The organism is Actinoplanes sp. NPDC026619 (assembly GCF_040638295.1).
In the GTDB taxonomy this organism is placed as follows: Bacteria; Actinomycetota; Actinomycetes; order Mycobacteriales; family Micromonosporaceae; genus Actinoplanes.
In genome coordinates this window covers 21,783-38,251 of the sequence record NZ_JBEZYA010000022.1, presented here as the reverse complement: position 1 = coordinate 38,251, position 16,469 = coordinate 21,783, and the positions used below count along the sequence as shown (strand labels likewise).

Sequence of the window (16,469 nt, the reverse complement as noted above, 5' to 3'; positions counted from 1 at the left end):
ATCGAGTACGAGGCAGGGTTGGTCCAAACGACTGTGGGAGGAGAGCGGCATGCGCAAGACCACTCTGGGTGGCGGCGGACCCGAGGTGGGTGTCATCGGGCTGGGCTGCATGGGCATGACGCACGCCTACGACTTGGCCGCCGAGCGGGACGACACCACCTCGATCGCCGTCATCCATGACGCCGTCGACCGCGGGATGACGCTGATCGACACGGCTGACGTCTACGGGCCGCACACCAACGAGCAACTGGTCGGGCAGGCGCTGGCCGTCGGCGGTTACCGGGAGAGGGCGGTGCTGGCGACCAAGGTCGGGCTGGTCAGTGCCGGCACGAACGGCCTGGTCCGGAACGGCCGGCCGGAATACATCCGCACCTCGATCGACGGCAGCCTGCGGCGGCTGCAGACCGACCACGTCGACCTCTACCAGCTGCACCGGATCGACGACGAGGTGCCGATCGAGGAGTCCTGGGGTGCGATGGCCGAGGCGGTCGCGTCCGGCAAGGCGGCCCGGATCGGGCTGTCCGAGGTTTCCGTCGACGAGATCAAGCGCGCCCAGGCGGTGCACCCGGTGGCCTCGGTGCAGTCCGAGCTGTCGCTCTGGACCAGGGACGCGCTCGCCGAGGTGGTGCCGTACTGCGAGCAGCAGGGGATCGCGTTCCTGCCGTTCTCGCCGCTCGGCCGCGGTTTCCTGGCCGGCCGATTCGCGTCGGTCGACGACCTGCCCGAGGACGACTTCCGTCGCGGGCTGCCGCGTTTCCAGCAGGAGACGATTGCGGCGAACCAGGCGATCGTGGAACGGGTGCGGGCCATCGCCGACCGACTCGGCGCCACCCCGGCGCAGGTGGCGCTGGCCTGGGTGCTGGCGCAGGGCGATTACGTGATCCCGATCCCCGGCACCAAGACGCCGAAATACCTGGCCGACAACGCCGGCGCCGCCGACCTGACCCTCGGCGCCGCCGATCTGGCCGAATTGGACGCTCTGCCCACGCCGGCCGGAACCCGTTACTGATCAACCGCGGACGCGGATCGGGTTGCGTGCAAGGACGCCAGAAGTTGCAACCGGTCCGCGTCGGCGCTGCCTGGATCGGCCGTCCAGACCAGCATGACCGGGCCCGGGCTGCCGGGCAGCGGGTAGCTGTCCCAGTCCAGAACGATGTCGCCGACCTCGGGGATCCGGAAGATCTTGGTGCCGCTCACCGACTCGCGCACGTCGTGCCGGGCCCACAACCGCCGGAAGTCGGCGCTGCGGATGCTCAGTTCGCCGACGATCGCGGTGGCCCGCGGGTGAGTCGGGTCAGTGGCGACGGCGGCGCGCATCATGCCGATGTAGTCGAGCGCCTGCCGCTCCCAGTCCGAGCAGCTCCGCTGGCGGGTCAGCGTGTCGTCGAACATCAGCAGGAGCATGTTGAGCCGGTCCGGCGGGTAACCGTCCGGGTCGCCCAGCAGCGCCTCCGCCATCGGGTTCCAGGCGAGCAGGTCCAGATGCCGGCCGAGCACCACCGCCGGGGTGCTCATCACCCGCAACAGCCGCCGGGTGCTGTCCGGCACCCGCTCCGGCTCGCGATCCACCCGCGCCGGCATCGGCCGGCGAGCGGCGCGGGCCAGGGTGAACAGGTGCCGGCGCTCCTCGTCGTCGAGGCCGAGCGCGCTAGCCAGCGAGTCCAGGACGTCGTCGGACGGGCGCACCTCCCGGCCCTGCTCCATCCGCTGGTAATAGTCGGTGCTCAACCCGGCCAGCAGGGCCAGCTCCTCGCGCCGCAAACCGGTGACCTTGCGCCGGCCGCCCGGCTCCAGGCCGACGTCGCGCGGACGCAGCCGGCTGCGCCGGGCACGCAGAAAATCACCCAACTCTTGAGCGTACGGATGGGTCATGCCCCCATGATGCCGCCCGGTCCGCGCCCCAAGGTAGGTCTGGCAGAACGACCGAACCGGCCCGAACTGCTCCTAACGTCATCGGTCGAGCGCACCGACACCTCAGGGAGCAGCAGATGAGCAACCTTCCCGACCAGCACGGCCGGACCGCCGTCGTGACCGGCGCGAACTCGGGCCTCGGCCTGGTCACCGCCACCGAGCTGGCCCGCCACGGCGCCCACGTCGTGCTGGCCGTCCGCAACGTCGCCGCCGGGCAGGAGGCGGCCCGCCGGATCGGCGGCGACGTCGAGGTGCGCGAGCTGGACCTGGCCTCCCTCGCCTCGGTGCGGGCCTTCGCGGAAAGGCTGGCCGCCGACCATCCGGCGATCGACCTGCTGATCAACAACGCCGGTGTGGTGCTGCTCGGCCCGCGCCGCACCACTGCCGACGGCTTCGAACTGCACCTCGGCACCAACTTTCTCGGCCACTTCGCGCTGACCGGCCTGCTGCTCGACAACCTGGTCGCCGCGCCGGCCCCGCGAGTGGTCAGCCTGAGCTCGATCACCCACAAGCCGGCGCACCTGGACTTCGACGACTTGATGCTCGAGCGCGACTACCGGCCCAACGCCGCCTACGGCCGATCCAAGCTTGCTACCACGATCTTCGGCTTCGAACTCGACCGCCGCCTGCGCGCCGCCGGATCGCCGATCCTCAGCGCACTGGCCCACCCCGGCCTCACCCGCACCAACCTCACCCCGCGCGCCTGGGAACATCGCGGCCGGCTCGGCCGGGTCATCGCCCGGATCGGCCTGCTGGCCACCCAATCGGTGGAGCAGGGCACAAAGCCGCAGTTGTACGCCGCAACCGACCCCGGCGTGCACGGCGGCCAGTTCTTCGGCCCGGCCAGCCTGTGGGAGACGCGCGGCCGGGTCACCGAGGCCCGGGCCAGCCGCGACGCCACCGACCCGGCCATCGGAAAGCGACTGTGGGCCGCCGCCGAACAGCTGACCGGGGTCAGCTACCGGTAGATCGGCCCGGCCGGTTCGCCCGATCGAGCGCGCGCTCGCAGACGCGCAGGTCGGCGCCGGTCCGAGCCAGGAACCACACGGTCTCGACGTGCCGGGCCGCGACGACCAGCCGGTTGGCCGCCGTCTCGATCAGCTCGGGCACGATCAGCTCCGGATCGCCACCGGCCTCACCACAGCCCAAAAGCGGAAACAAGACCGAGGACAACGGCGGGCTCCAGTACGGCATCTCCGCCGCGACAAGCGCATTCGCCACGCACCGCCCGAGCTCGCGGACCGGCGTGAAGCCCGCGCCCGGCGCGCCGTGGACGGTGGCCGCATGGATGATCGCCCGCACGCCGTTGTTGCCGGTCAGCTCGCCGGCGTCGGTCGTGATCACCTGGCCCGGGACGAGCGGCGGCTGCAGTCCGGCCACCGTGGCCGCCAGCTCGTCGGCCACGTGGTCCACGACGACCCGGCCGGCGCCGTCCCGCTCGGCGCCCTCGTACCGGATGACCGCGGAGATCGAACGGTCCTGGACGCGGGCCATCACCATGTCGGTGTTCTCCGAGTTCACCCAGGCGTCGATGCCGTGGACCTGCCGGATGTCGCCGGTGATGAGGCCGAGCCGGCGGATCTTTCCGTCGGTCGACGGCGGCAGCTCCCGGATGGTCTTCTGCTGCGCGGTCAACACCTTCGGGCGCTCCGCGCGTGGCCGCTCCGGCCGCTCGGCCAGGTCGACGACCAGCGCGAGCTCGTGCTTCCAATACTCCGGGTCGGTCGAGATCGAGAGCCTCTTGCCGTTCGCCCGGGCGGCCCGCACGCAATGCCGCACGAACGCGTCGATGAACTCCCACGGCGGCGGTGACCCGATCTCACCGCGCAGGATCGCGTAGAGCTGCGATCGCCGGCGCCCGATGGCCGGGTCCTGAGTCAGGTCGGGGATCTTGGCGCCGCTCTCGAGACGCAGTTGATCCAGCCGGTGACAGAACGCTCGTACCTCTGTCATGGCCGGTCGAAGTCCGGCCGCCGGACCGGACGATCGGGCGTTGACCTGCCTCGATGTCGTCCGGACCAGCTCTGCGTCCGGCGTGGAGCCCGGACTCCCGCGTCAATCGCCATGCTTTTCCTCAGTGCCGAAGGTCTCCGCCATGGCCCCCTACCACCAGCATGAACGCCCTTGTCCAGAGGAAGGTCGACGATGTCCCTCCAACCGATCACCCACCTGCCGAACACCAGTCTCGACGAGTTGGAGCAGGTCTCCACCGGCATGCAGGAGTACATGCGAGCCGCGACCGCCGAATCCCGCGAGGCGGCCCTCGAGTCGATGAACCGCCGCGGAGTCATGCAGCGGCTGTTCCCCAGCCAGTACGAGAAGGAGCGCCAGCGGATCGGCGTCCAGACGCTGCGGCAGATGAGCGAGGCCAAGCGGGACCTGCTCGACGTCTTCACCCGTACGCAGATCGAGATCGCCCGCAAGCAGGCCGACGCGCTGATCGCCACCCAGGGCATGCACCTGCAGGCCCAACTCGCTCGTTTCGCGGCCGAGAAGATCCAGGATCTCAACTCGACGATCAACGTGGCCCGCGAGCGTTTCCTGTCCGAGATCGCCCCGCAGTTCGACATGGTCGAGCGGTTCCAGCAGCGTCCGGAGATCTACAAGCCGGCCTACCAGTCCCTGCTGCACCAGATCGACGTCTACTTCAATCACAACGCCGCCCTGCTGGACGGCTTCAACCAGTCTCTGCACAACCGCGTCAACGCGGTCCAGCAGCACTGACCGGCAGGAGAAGTCCGGTGCGCCGCGTGTTTCTCTGGCTGTCCGGGGCCGACCCGGTGATCCTCGACGACTGCGGCCCGCTGCGGCGCACCGAGACGATCCGGTTCGCCGGCCTCGGCGCGCTCACGGTGGTGCCGGCTGTGCTCGGGTGCTTCGCTATGACGTACGCAATCTCGACCTTGACCGCTCGGCCGTTGATCTTCGTGCCGGCCGGGCTGGTCTGGGGTTGCATCGTGCTGGCGATCGACCGCTACCTGGTCGCGACGCTGCACAAGTCGGCGCTGCCCGGACACGGCCGAACCGTCCCGATCATCGCCCGCCTGCTGTTCGCGGTGCTGGTCGGCATCGCGGTCGCCCACCCGCTGGTGCTCCTGTGGTTCAACGACAGCCTCACCCAAACCATCGCCGAGAACCGCCGCGACGCCGTGCAGGCACGTCAGCAGCAGGCCGAACGCGACGTCGCGGCCGAGCCCGAGCCGGCCGTGTCCAGCACCGCGCTCATCCAGCGCCGAGCGGCCCGGCTGAGCGAACAGGACTGTCTGCGCCGGCTCAAGACGTACGAGCAGAGCAACGTCCAGAAGGCGCTGCCCTGCGGCATCAGCTCGGGCGAGCCCGAATGCGGGCCACGCTGCCAGGACCTGCAGCGGCAGATCACCGCGGTGCAGGGCGAGATCGCCGCTCTGGACCGCCAGATCGCCGCGGCCGCCCCGATCGACGCGACGGCGAACGCCCGCTACCAGAGCCGTGTGGCCGTGATCCGCAGCCGGGCGGCCGCCGACATCGCCGACATCGAGGCCCACTTCAGCCACGACTACCTGGCCCGCGTGTCGGCCCTGACCCAACTGGAGAAGAACAGCCCACAGGTCCTGATCGTCGAACTGTTCCTGATCGTTTTCTTCGTCTTCGTCGACATCCTCCCCCTGGTCATGAAGATCACGACGCCGACCGCCGAGTACGAACAGGTCCGCGACACCCGCCTGGAAAGGGCGGTCGCCACCCAACTGGCCCGCCGCAACACGATCGGCCCGACGGAGGAGGCGCTGGCGCTGATGAACGCCCGAGCCGAGCGGCTGATCGGCGAGATCGAAGTCATCACCCAGGCTCCGATGGACGTGCTGGCGTCACGCGAACGCCACCTGGCCGAGTTCGAACGCCTGGTCCGCCGCCTACGCGAAGTCGCCACCGGCACCGACGAGGCCATCACCGAGACCGACATCCTGCGCGCCCGAGATCTGGACCGGCAGGCCTTCACCCGATCCATGGCCGACACCCAGACGTTTATCACGCAGCCGTGAAGGCCCGTCAATTGGTCGGTTCGGGTTCTCCGTCAAGGTAGGACTGAAACGAATAGGAGGTGGGGCCGGCGTCCAGGAAGCGCTGGGCGAGCACGCCGCGCAGAATGGGGCTGAGTTGAAGCGCTCTCATATCCAGGCCCGACAAGTCAGGCAGGTCCGATCTGACCTCTGATTCGTCATCTGTGGCGTCAGTCATGATCGAACCTCGCAGCGCAAGTTTGAGGTGAAAAGGCAGAGCAAGCGAACTGTCCGGCCCGCCGAGAAGAGCGGGCGGAACCGAGTAAACCACAAAACGGATCTGTCGGGCCGAAACTGCATTTAGTGCCGGATCGTGATCGTTCTGATACTGTCCGCGGTCATCGCCGGGTGAACCTCAGGCACCAAATCAGGGAATGGCTGGGCGAAAGCCGTGCGGACTGGAATGATGCCCGGGTGTCCGTTACGGTCCGTCAGGTCGTGTTAAAGCTGCACAGCCGGTGCAACCTTTCGTGTACGTACTGTTACGTCTACCACAGCCTGGACCAGGGCTGGATGCGACAGCCGGTCACGATGAGTGATATGACCCGAATGCGGGTTGCGGAGCGGATCGCCGAGCACGTCGAACTCCACCGGCCGTCTGATCTGTCCGTCGTCCTGCACGGCGGAGAGCCGCTGCTGGCCGGGCACGACGCGGTGGCCGCGACGCTGGCCGTGCTCAAGAAGTCGGTCCCGGACGGCACTCGGTTGCGTTTCGGGGTGCAGACCAACGGCATCCTGATCGACGATCGATTTCTCGAGATCTTTCACGAATTCGGGGTCCGCGTCGGTGTCAGTCTCGACGGTGGCGCCGAGGCCAATGACCGCCACCGAATCTATGTGAGCGGCCGAGGATCGTATGACCGGATGGCCGCCGGACTTCGTCGCCTCGCTCGGCCGGAACATCGCGACATCTACAGCGGCATTCTCTGCACCATCGACGTACGAAATGATCCGGTTGCGGTTTACGAGGATCTGATTTCGTTTGATCCGCCGGCGATCGATCTGTTGCTGCCGCACGGGAATTGGACGACACCACCGCCCCGGCCGCCCGGCGCCATGTCCTATGCGGACTGGCTGATCGCGATCTTCGACGCCTGGTACGGCGCGCCCGTCGCACGCACGCGAATCCGCCTGTTCGAGTCGATGATGATGCGTCTGCTCGGCGGGCAGAGCGACACCGAGGCGATCGGCGGAGACCAGCCCGGCATCGTGGTGATCGAGACCGACGGAACCTACGAGCAGACCGATTCGCTGAAGACAACGGCGGACGGCGCCGCGGCGACCGGCATGGGCGTGGCGACCGACTCCCTCGACGACGTGATGGCGTGGTTGGACCAGCCCGCAGAGCCCGCCGCCGAGTGCCTCGCCTGCCCGGTTTTCACGGTGTGCGGCGGTGGCCTGCGCGCGCATCGGTACCGGGACGGCACCTTCGATCACCCGTCGGCGTACTGCGCGGATCTCTACGCGGTGATCAGCCACATCCGGCGACGAGTCACGGCGGACCTGGCGGTGCTCCGGTGACGACCAATCTGGTGCTCAGCGGCGATCAGTTCGACGGCCTGTCCGCCGGCTACGGCACTCCCGACGCACTGGGGATCCTGCGCGACGGGCAGCTGACCAAGCGCAAACTCCTGCTGGCCACACTGATCGAGAAGCACGGCCACGGCCTGGCCGTAGACCTGCTGTTGCGGGCCGAAGCGGCGGCCCCGGCGGTCGTCGGCGACGTCCTGCGCCATCCACACCTCGACGGCTGGGCCACCCAGGCGCTGCGCACGGACGAAGATCTCGGATATCTCGGTCTTGTCGCCGCGTCCGCTGCCCTCCAAGCCGGTCTGGACTTCGAGATCGCGGTTCCGGTGACCGATGGACAGGTCTATCTGCCCGGATTGGGTGCCGCGGCCGTGCCCGGCGAGGAAACCGTCGTGCGCGGCGACGGCACCGTCGGTCCGGTGCGAATAGGCGGCCCGGGCTGGACTGCCACGCACGTGGTGGAGCTGGAACCGGCCTTCGAGATCCTCGTCGAGGACCAGGAGCCGTTCCGAGACGTGTATCAGTGGCGGCCCGAACCCCGCCTGGACGACGACGCGGCCGCACGGTTCGCCGGCCTCCTGCGTGACGCCTGGTCCATCCTGGTGGACCGGCATCCGCGGCACGCGGACGCGATGCGCGTGCTGCTCCGGATGATCGTGCCCCTGGCGAAGCCGGCCGGCGGCGGCAACGTGAGCGCGGCGTCGCGACAGGCGTCCGGTTCGATCGCGGTCATGATCCCGCGGACCGCGGAAGAATTGAGCCTGCTCATGCTGCACGAGTTCATGCACATGAAGCTGGATGCGCTGCGTGATCTGGTCGACCTGCACCACGTTCAGGCGAAGGGCCTCTTCCTGGCGCCGTGGCGGATGGATCCCCGCCCGGTCGGTCCCCTCTTTCAGGGCATTTACGCCCACGCCGGCGTGACCGACTATTGGCGGAAGCGGCGTCTCACCGCCGACGCGCCGGCGGTGGCTGACGTCGAGTTCGCGTACTGGCGGCAGCAAAATCGGCTCGCGATCGAGGCGCTGGCGCAGTCGGGCGAACTGACCCAGCTCGGCGACCGGTTCGTCGCCGGGCTGCGGCAGACGCTGGAGTCCTGGCAGCAGGAGCACGTCCCGGACGACGTACGACGGGGGGTCGAGACCATGGTGCTGGCCCAGACGATCCGGTGGCGGCTGCGGAACTGGGATCCGAGCGACTCCGAGGTCACGATGCTTGCTCGCGCGTGGCAACGCGGCGAGCGTCCGGAGCCGGTCGACCTGACCGGCGTGCTCCGTGGCGAGAGCCAGGGAGAGGCGTCCAGCATCCCCGGCATCGTGGGGCAGATTCGCGGAGCGCTGGCCGGTCGCCGGCCCACCGACGAGGCGGACCTGGCGTACATCGAGGGTGACGACGTGCGCGCGATGCGCCTCTACGCCGACCGGTTACGCAACAAGGATCAAGACGATGCGTGGGTGGGCTTCGCGCTGGCCACCGGCGGTCTCGCCCATCAGCGACCGGACTTGCTGCAGGCCGTGGTCCGCAAGCTGCCGCCGTCGACCGACTCGGTGGCAGTCGCTACCTGGATGCGCGCGCTGACCTGCCAGGGCGGCTAAAGAGCGTAGACGTGCTCGGAGGGCTCGTCGATATACGACGTGAACCGCGAAACGGTAAATGGGGCGCGAAATCGGTCGATAACCCCCCGGAGCGCGGGCGGCAAGCTCTCGTTGAGCACAGCCTCTAGAGGTACGCCTGCCAGATCGATGACATCAGATCTGACCTCGCGCCCGCCGTCGCTCATCAACCGCATGGTCGAGCCTCGCTGTTCCCGGAACGGTCCAGCTTGCCCGGGGCTCGTCTGGACATAAATGCGCTGCCAAAGTAAACCACATGATCAGTTTCGCCATCCCGCGAACGTGCGGTTAGCTAGACTGTGATTTTCAACATGTGATAAAAACCGATAAATGCGTGCAATGTGGCTTGATCGATTGATATCGCCGTACGGACATAGTCTCACGCCACCTTGTCCCATGACAAGGCTTTGCTCGATCAGGCATCGCTAGATCGACGGTGGCGTGATGTCGCAGTTGAGGCGCCGCCTCTCGCGCATCGCGACAACGTTGGGATGCTCTCGGCCGAGCACCTCGGTGGTGCGGTTAACAACTTCTGTCCGAAGATCGCTGGCTCCTCGCTCGTCGCCGGCGACCCGTCGGCTGATCGCGACATTGTTGGCGGCCGCGAGGGTGTCGGGGTTGTTGGCACCGAGCACGTTGGTCATCGCGTGCCATGTCTGCTCGTCGAGTTCCAGCGCCGCTGCGTACTCCCCGGCCTCGAACAGCTCGTTGGCCCGATTCACCTGGGCCGAAAGCGTGTAGGGGTGCTCCGGCCCGACCGTGCTGCGGAAACTGTCGAGGACTTGCTCGGTCAATTTGCGTGACTCGGTCACCTCGCCGGACTGGCGCGTGAAGACCGCTACGTTGTTCAAACCGGCCAGGACGAACGGGTGATTGTCCGGGTACGCGCGGCGCAGGCCCGCGGCCGCCTGCTCCGCGGTTCGGCGGGCCTCCGCGTAGTGACCAAGCGCCGACTCCTCACACGCGCGGTTCATCAGGCATGACAGCGCATCCGGGTGGTCCAGGCCGAGAGTCTCCCGATACCGGCGCAACGTGTCGTCGGTCAGGGCTCGAGCCGCTACGAACTCGCCCAGCTTGCGCAGCGTGGTCGCCAGGCTCCGAGCGAAACGAAGCGACAGGACGCTGCTCTCGCCCAGTGCTTCACGGGACGTATTGAGGGTTATTTCCAGGAGCTCTCGGGCCTCCCGGAAACGACCTACAGCGCGCAGGTCATGCGCATAGTTGTCAGCGAAGCTCAAAGTGTTGCGGTGCGCGGGGCCGTCGATCCGCCGGCCTCTGGTGTAGTTCTCCTCGTCGTTGTCGAGGGCTTGATTGAAGTCCCCCACCAGCCGCAACGAGACCCCGAGGTTGTTGGCAGCCATCAACGTGCGCGTGTTGTCCTCGCCGAAGACCTCGACGGCCATTCTCGAATTCTCCTCGGACCGCATGAGGGCTTCCTGGTAGCGGCCCAGCGCGCGGAGATCGGCTCCCAGGCTTCCGGCCACCATCACGGTGTATGGATGGTCCGGTCCGACCAGTTGGCCGAGGAGCTCGAACGCCTGATTGTCCAGTGCGTAGGCATCCTCGTAGCGAGCCTGCAAACGCAAGACGTTGGCCAGGGTGAAGTTCATCAGCAGTGTCGTCGAGTCGTTGCCGAATCGGTCCTGCCAGCTTGCGAGCGCATCCTCGGCCAGCGTCTGGCTGCTGGAGAAGTCGCCCGACTGGTAAAGGTATCGGGCAATCTCGACGACCAGTTGGCGCACGGCGGGGTCGTCCGACTCCAGAGCGCCGCAATGCCGAAGGTGTGGCCACAGCGTTGCGTACGCCGGGTGGTTGGCCTGCAGGTCGGGGTCGCCGCGGTCGTAGGACGCCAGCACCAGTTGGACGTCGGTGCGGTCTTGAGCGCGGGTTTCCGGGTCGAGGCTGTTGCTGACCACGGCCTGGACCAGGCGGTGGATCTGGATGCTGGTCTGGGCGGTGTTGGTTGTCGCCAGGGCGTAGCGGCCGATTTCGCGGATCAGGCGGCCCTGCAGGATCGGGTCTCGCAGCGTCGGGTCGAACGGCAGCAGGACCTGGGTCATTCGGCTGCTGTAGATGAGCTTCGTCGAGATCGGCTCGGGGGCGAAGAAGGCGCACACCTCGAGCAGCTTGGCCGCCGCGGGGGTGCGCTCTCGCAGGCGCTCCAGGGACAGCAACCACGTTGCCGCCGTGGTCTTCTCGTAGCCCAGCGGGGGGTTCTCGTCCAGCATTCGCAGCAGCTGGGTGTCCAGGAGTTCCAGGTATTGCGGCACGTCCATCGCGGTGGTGTTCAGCCAGGATGCGGCCTGCTCGATGGCCAGGGGCAGGTCGCCCAGGCGATCGGCAACCTGTTCCGCGTCGCCTCGGTCCAGGTTGCGCACTCGCCGGGTCAGCAGAGCTATCGATTCGGCGCGGTCGAAGACGCCCAGCTGGACCGCTCGTGCTTCCTGGTTCCAGGCCTGGTTGCGGGAGGTCAGCAGGATGTGGCCGGCGCCCTGGGGGATGATGTCGCGGATCGTCTCGGGCTGGTCGACGTTGTCGAAGATCAGGAGCCAGCGCTGGTGCGGGCGGCCCTGTCGCAGGGCCTCGCCGACGATGCGGACCGACTCGTCGAGGTTTTCGCCTCGTTCCAGGTGCAGCTCCTGGCCCAGGTCGGCCAGGGACGAGCGGGCCAGGTGCGGCTGTTCGGCGGAGATCCACCAGACCATGTCGTAGTTGGCGGCGAAGCGGTGGGCGTACTCGATCGCCAGCTGGGTCTTGCCGACGCCGCCGAGGCCGAACAGGGCCTGCGGGACCACCGCCGTCACGCTGGCCGACAGGCGGTCGCGCAGTTGTTCCAGCACCACGCCGCGGCCGGTGAAGTCGGTGTTGCGCTGCGGGACGTTCCACACCGGAGGGAGCGTGCCGGGGAAACGCGGGCCGGTCCGTGCCCCGTGCGTGGGGGCCGGGGTGGTGCCGACCGCGCCGGCCAGCAACTCGCGCGCCCGCTCGGCTGACGTGCCGGTCAGGTCGGTGGCGATGCGGCCGTTGTAAGGCGGCTCCAGACGTGTGCCGTCGATCCGGATCGGGGTGAGCAGCTTTCGGCTCCCGGTTTCGCGACGGATGATCTGGCGCCACACCGACAGCGCCTGCGGTGAGTTGACCATGTCTCTCGACAGCAGGAACATCGCGTGCCGGGCGCCGGAGAGGCCTCGGTCGAGCTCGGCCTCGAAGTCGCTGCTGCCGGCGAACTCCGCGTCGGACAGCATCGGGCGCAAGCCGACCGCGGTCAGTTCGGCCGAGATCCACTCTGCCCACATGCGGTCCGGTGGGGCGTAGCAGATCAGCACCTCTGAGGTCACGGACGGGCGGCGGCGCTCGAACTGGGCCAGCCAGTCGCGGCGGAGCTTGTCGTCCATCGGCGCGAGCTTGCGGATCTGGCCCATGGTGATCCAGCCGGCCAGTCGCTCGTACGCCGCGAGCAGCGAATTTTCGAGCATGGGGCGGTCGGCGAAGGGGGCGAGGGTCTCCTCGTACGCGAAGAAGGTCTTGTAGGGAATTTCGACGTCGCCCCAGTAGCGGTCGGCCGCGTCGCCGACCGCGGAGAGGAACGGCCGGAACTCGCTGCGGGCGTAGTCGCGGCCGGCGTCGAGTTTGAGCTGTTCGGCGTCCTCCACCCGCATCGGGACGGGCAGGATGCGCACCGGATTGCGATCGCGCTGGGCGTTGATCGACTGGGCCACCGAGACCGCGCCGTCGATGCTCTGCGTGCTCAGCGTGAAGCAGTTGACCACCGTGTCGGGCAGTTGCACGGTGCAGATGCCGGCGCTGTCGCTGAGGCCGGTGCGGCTGTCGATCAGGATGTAGTCGTAATGCCGCCGCATGTTCTGGGCCAGCGCGTCGATGAACGCGCCGCCGCCCAGCCGCTCCCAGAAGCTGGCCCAGTCGAACGTGCTGACCCGGCGGGCGTACGAACGGTCCTGCTGGCCGGCCGGCAGCAGGTCGATGCCGGCGCCGTCCGGGAACCCGGACCAGGTCAGCGACACCGCGTAGTCGAGGACGGCGGCGCGCTCGGCGATCCAGCCCTCGCCCTCACCGTGGCCCGGTTCGACCGCGGCGGCCGCGTAGTCGCGGACCATGTCGATCACGCCGGGCGAGGCGGTCAGGTCCTTGTCGACCAGGAACGGATGCAGGTAGCGGTGCAGGCCGGGCGATTCCAGGTCCCAGTCGACGACCAGGACGCGCAGGCCGTTGCTGGCCAGCAACCAGGCCGTATTGGCCACCGCCATGGTCCGCCCGGTGCCCCCCTTGTAGGAGTAGAACGTCACGATGTGCCCGTTGCTCATCGTTGCCTCCTAGGGGCCTTCGAGGATCGGTCGCTCGGCGGTGACCGGCGGCAGGGGGCGGCGGATCACCGGATCGGCGAAGATCCGGTTCTGTGATTCGGCGAGAACCATCTGCAGCTCCGGCTCGAAGTTCGTCAGGTCGAGGACGCGCCGGTGAAAACGCGAGTTCTCCTGCTGAGCCCAGTTGTTGGGGAAGGTCGCTCGGACGGACTCGGTCAGTGCCTGATCGTTCTGGTGGCTCTCGTCGTCCGTGCTGTTGACCGGAATCATGATCGCCGCCGGGCGCTCGCCCCGATCGTCGTAGCGCTGCAGGATCTCGCGATTTGCCGGTATCCGGGTGCTCCAGGCGTCGACCAGGATCACCACGACCTGGTTGTTGACGCGTGCCTCGGCCAGTGTCTCGTCGAGGTGGTCGACGGAGATCACCTGAGACTCGAGGTTGGCCTGGATGGCGACCTGCGCGGCGTACTCGGCGATCGGCTCCCGTGACTGCGGCCGGTAGGGCGCCCAGTCGGTGGGGTCGGCGCCGTAGTAGGAGATGTCGCTGCGCCCGACGGGGGCCCGGCCGGCGATCCCGGCGGTCGGCGCGGAGACGACGAAGTGCACCCGGTTGGCGCTGCTGGCGACCGGGTGTGCGTTGACCCTGGGCGGAACCGTCAGCTCGGCCGGTAGCGGGAACATGCTGGGCACGCTGTGCCAGTCGAGCTCATCGGAGGCGTCCTGCATGGGATCGTCGTGCGCCGCGTCGACGATGCGGTTCGCCAACTGGGTGACGAACACCAGGTAATCGTCCTGGTTGCGGGTGAGCCGCATCAGCTGGCGGACACCGGAGTTGGCCTGCTGGCCGTTCAGTTGCGGCTCGACGAAGTACTGCAATCGCGTGACGAACGACGGCGCGTTTCTCAAGGGGAGCCACCGCAGCGGGATCAAGGTGGACGGCCGGTTCCGGTGGATCTCCTCGTGGCGCCGGATCCGTTCTTCGAAGATCGCCCACTCCCGGCCGCACGGCTCGCTCTGGAAAAAGCGCGGGGAACAAAGTGGCAGGAACGAGCGGCATCGGGAAAGTGCCTCGATCAGCGCAGCTGCCCAGACGTCGCCCGCCTCGATGCTCTCGTTGTCGAGAAAGCCGACCTCGGCGTCCTGCTGCAGGCCGGCGATCAGGCGCACCTCGACACAAAGATCGTCGAAGAATTTGCGCACGTAGATGTCGTCGCTCCCGCGAGCGTAACTGAGGAAGAAATACAGCACGCGTTCTCCGGCAAAGGTTGGAACCCCGGCGGCGGACGGTGCCGCGTAACGGACAGTATATTGATCAGCACCATTGGTGGATAGCGCCGAGGTCTAGAAGTCGACTGTCGGATTTCCGTCCTCGACGACGTGGCGTACTCGGACTATCCGGAAGCCCGCGTCTGCCAGCAATTCCGGCAACTGTCGGACGGTATCTCGATCTTTCTCGCGGGTTGACTCAGGCAATTGATCCCAATCGATCAAGTCTGGGTGTTCTTTCGCGATCTCGTCGCGCGCACCCGCCCCGTTCCAGCCGGCCTCGCACATGAAGGCGCACCAGCGCTGGTGCTCGCGCCGCGCCAGCTGCTCGATCATTCCGTCGGTCAGGGTCAGCGGCTCACCCCAGACCGGATTGGGCGCGAGTGCGCAGCCCACCTCGTACAGCTTCGGTCCGATGTCGGTGGCCTGGGCCCGGTTGCCGGCGCGCAGCGGTTCGGTGAGCTCGCCCCACTCGCGCATGGCCGGCGCGGCGCCGAAGGCGACGCCCGATCGCACCTGCTGGAGCAGGTAGCGGTCGTGGATGGCCTTGGCCAGCCGCTCGTTGAGGCTGTCCTCGGCCAGGCCGACGTCGGTGCCGGCGCGCAGCGCGTCGAACATGTCCAGCGTGCCGGAGACCGGGTCGAGCAGACGCTCGCCAGGGCCGTGGAAGGCCTGCCGCAGCCGGCCCAACCGTCCGAGCCGGACGATCACCGATTGCGGCCCGGCCCGCCAGAAGTGGTCCATGGTCAGCGCGAGCTTGAGCCCGACTTCCTCGTCGTCGCAGCAGATGTAGACCCGGTCGGGCGGCGCGTCGGGCAGGTCTCCGTCGAGCAGCATCGGCACGTCCTGGTCGCGGGCGGTGAAGCGGCAGACCTCGTCGATGAAGGGATAGAGCCGGCGCAGGCGGCGGATCGCCGCCGTCGCGCCCGCGTCCACCAGGATCACCTCGAGCGCGGCCGCGGGATGGTGCAGCCGCCAGGCGCGGGAAAGCTCGACGATCAGGGCGCGAGCGAACCACGACATGCCGACCACCATCACCCGGGTCGAGCGATCCGGATGAATCGGCGGGCGCCGGGCGGTGAGCAGCGCGTGCGCGGCCTGCTCGTGCCAGTTGAAGAAGTTGACGTTGAGCCGGTCCTGCTCGCGCCGCCCGAGCCGGCGTGCCTGAAGCGCCAGGCAGAGCTCCGGATCGTCGATCTGGACATGCACCCGCAGCGGTACGCGTCGGGGCAGCTCCGTGACGGCCAGCACCACGGAGAGGTTGCGCGCGGTGTCGTCGGAACAGACATAGAGCGTCTCGGCCCGCTTGATCCCGGTCCCGCGCAGCAGGTCACTTCGGCTCGAATCGCCCGGCACCAGCAACTGGCGGCGCCGGCCAGCCGCGCGTTCCTCGGGGCGCACCACCCGGACCACTCGGCGCCCCTGGTCGGCCAGCCGGGCGGTCAACGCGTCGGCCACCGGGCCGTCGCCGCTGACGATCACGTGGTCGTGCGAGCGGCGGGCCCGCAGCCGGACCAGCTCGGCCGCGAACAGCAGGCGGACCGCCTCGATCACCGCGTAGATCGTCACGGCGGGCGCCAGGAAGCGGGCGACCTGCAGAAACGGCGGCATGCTGCCGCCGTTGTCGAGCGGCGGCGAGCCGAGCACGAACAGTTGGGCGGTGTAGTAGAGCCGGTCCCACAGATCGTTGGCGTACTCGGTCTGGCCGGCCAGCAACGCGGACATTCCGAAGTAGCCGAGCAGGGCCGCGGTGATCGCGATGGCCGGAAACAGCAACCACCAGACGATAT

General features: G+C 68.2%; 13 protein-coding genes. 6 read left to right on the top strand and 7 right to left on the bottom strand.

From position 1 onward, the window contains the following. The first annotated feature begins 49 nt into the window (after window positions 1-49). On the top strand, window positions 50-1,009 hold the full coding sequence (locus AB0E90_RS37010) for an aldo/keto reductase (RefSeq protein WP_360416336.1): 960 nt from the start codon (window positions 50-52) through the stop codon (window positions 1,007-1,009). Here AB0E90_RS37010 and AB0E90_RS37005 read toward each other — a convergent pair. Next, window positions 1,003-1,872, bottom strand: a complete 870-nt coding sequence (locus AB0E90_RS37005) for a helix-turn-helix transcriptional regulator (protein WP_360416334.1) — start codon at window positions 1,870-1,872, stop codon at window positions 1,003-1,005. The genes AB0E90_RS37010 and AB0E90_RS37005 overlap by 7 nt on opposite strands. Window positions 1,873-1,988: 116 nt before the next feature. Here AB0E90_RS37005 and AB0E90_RS37000 point away from each other — a divergent pair, with 116 nt between their 5' ends. Beyond that, a complete protein-coding gene (locus tag AB0E90_RS37000) occupies window positions 1,989-2,879 on the top strand; it encodes an oxidoreductase (protein WP_360416332.1) in 891 nt (296 codons plus the stop codon). Here the strand turns inward: AB0E90_RS37000 and AB0E90_RS36995 are convergent. Further along, window positions 2,866-3,864, bottom strand: coding sequence for a hypothetical protein (locus AB0E90_RS36995; RefSeq protein WP_360416330.1), 999 nt, complete (start codon window positions 3,862-3,864; stop codon window positions 2,866-2,868). The two genes, AB0E90_RS37000 and AB0E90_RS36995, sit on opposite strands and share 14 nt — an antisense overlap. A gap of 192 nt (window positions 3,865-4,056) precedes the next feature. Here AB0E90_RS36995 and AB0E90_RS36990 point away from each other — a divergent pair, with 192 nt between their 5' ends. Together AB0E90_RS36990 and AB0E90_RS36985 are read left to right on the top strand one after the other, a co-directional pair. Further along, entirely contained in the window at window positions 4,057-4,635 is a 579-nt protein-coding gene (locus AB0E90_RS36990; RefSeq protein WP_360416328.1) for a hypothetical protein, read from the top strand. A gap of 17 nt (window positions 4,636-4,652) precedes the next feature. Further along, window positions 4,653-5,930: a DUF4407 domain-containing protein gene (locus tag AB0E90_RS36985; RefSeq protein ID WP_360416326.1), complete on the top strand. Its 1,278-nt coding sequence runs from the start codon at window positions 4,653-4,655 to the stop codon at window positions 5,928-5,930. Between the two features lie 7 nt (window positions 5,931-5,937). Here AB0E90_RS36985 and AB0E90_RS36980 read toward each other — a convergent pair whose 3' ends face one another. Continuing rightward, window positions 5,938-6,126: a hypothetical protein gene (locus AB0E90_RS36980; RefSeq protein WP_360416324.1), complete on the bottom strand. Its 189-nt coding sequence runs from the start codon at window positions 6,124-6,126 to the stop codon at window positions 5,938-5,940. Between the two features lie 125 nt (window positions 6,127-6,251). Here AB0E90_RS36980 and AB0E90_RS36975 point away from each other — a divergent pair, with 125 nt between their 5' ends. After that, window positions 6,252-7,469, top strand: a complete 1,218-nt coding sequence (locus AB0E90_RS36975; protein WP_360416322.1) for an FxsB family cyclophane-forming radical SAM/SPASM peptide maturase — start codon at window positions 6,252-6,254, stop codon at window positions 7,467-7,469. After that, window positions 7,466-9,073: an HEXXH motif domain-containing protein gene (locus tag AB0E90_RS36970; protein WP_360416320.1), complete on the top strand. Its 1,608-nt coding sequence runs from the start codon at window positions 7,466-7,468 to the stop codon at window positions 9,071-9,073. The genes AB0E90_RS36975 and AB0E90_RS36970 overlap by 4 nt, the downstream gene beginning before the upstream one ends. Here the strand turns inward: AB0E90_RS36970 and AB0E90_RS36965 are convergent. The 4 genes from AB0E90_RS36965 to AB0E90_RS36950 all read right to left on the bottom strand — a co-directional run bounded on the left by AB0E90_RS36965 (window position 9,070) and on the right by AB0E90_RS36950 (window position 16,455). Continuing rightward, entirely contained in the window at window positions 9,070-9,258 is a 189-nt protein-coding gene (locus AB0E90_RS36965) for a hypothetical protein (protein WP_360416318.1), read from the bottom strand. The two genes, AB0E90_RS36970 and AB0E90_RS36965, sit on opposite strands and share 4 nt — an antisense overlap. A gap of 258 nt (window positions 9,259-9,516) precedes the next feature. Further along, the gene (gene fxsT, locus AB0E90_RS36960; protein ID WP_360416316.1) at window positions 9,517-13,413 is read right to left on the bottom strand and encodes an FxSxx-COOH system tetratricopeptide repeat protein; all 3,897 of its coding nucleotides are present in this window, start codon (window positions 13,411-13,413) and stop codon (window positions 9,517-9,519) included. A gap of 9 nt (window positions 13,414-13,422) precedes the next feature. Continuing rightward, window positions 13,423-14,661 (bottom strand): TIR-like protein FxsC, encoded by a 1,239-nt coding sequence (locus AB0E90_RS36955; protein ID WP_360416314.1) that lies wholly within the window; start codon window positions 14,659-14,661, stop codon window positions 13,423-13,425. 93 nt (window positions 14,662-14,754) lie between these two features. Next, window positions 14,755-16,455, bottom strand: coding sequence for a RyR domain-containing protein (locus AB0E90_RS36950; protein WP_360416312.1), 1,701 nt, complete (start codon window positions 16,453-16,455; stop codon window positions 14,755-14,757). Between the last annotated feature and the right edge of the window lie 14 nt (window positions 16,456-16,469).

What these genes read in the sequence shown, in the direction of transcription:
- AB0E90_RS37005 (WP_360416334.1), bottom strand. Translation starts at nt 1,872, where the DNA reads ATGACCCATCCGTACGCTCAAGAGTTGGGTGATTTTCTGCGTGCCCGG.
- AB0E90_RS37000 (WP_360416332.1), top strand. Translation starts at nt 1,989, where the DNA reads ATGAGCAACCTTCCCGACCAGCACGGCCGGACCGCCGTCGTGACCGGC.
- AB0E90_RS36995 (WP_360416330.1), bottom strand. Translation starts at nt 3,864, where the DNA reads ATGACAGAGGTACGAGCGTTCTGTCACCGGCTGGATCAACTGCGTCTC.
- AB0E90_RS36980 (WP_360416324.1), bottom strand. Translation starts at nt 6,126, where the DNA reads ATGACTGACGCCACAGATGACGAATCAGAGGTCAGATCGGACCTGCCT.
- AB0E90_RS36990 (WP_360416328.1), top strand. Translation starts at nt 4,057, where the DNA reads ATGTCCCTCCAACCGATCACCCACCTGCCGAACACCAGTCTCGACGAG.
- fxsT (WP_360416316.1), bottom strand. Translation starts at nt 13,413, where the DNA reads ATGAGCAACGGGCACATCGTGACGTTCTACTCCTACAAGGGGGGCACC.
- AB0E90_RS37010 (WP_360416336.1), top strand. Translation starts at nt 50, where the DNA reads ATGCGCAAGACCACTCTGGGTGGCGGCGGACCCGAGGTGGGTGTCATC.
- AB0E90_RS36965 (WP_360416318.1), bottom strand. Translation starts at nt 9,258, where the DNA reads ATGAGCGACGGCGGGCGCGAGGTCAGATCTGATGTCATCGATCTGGCA.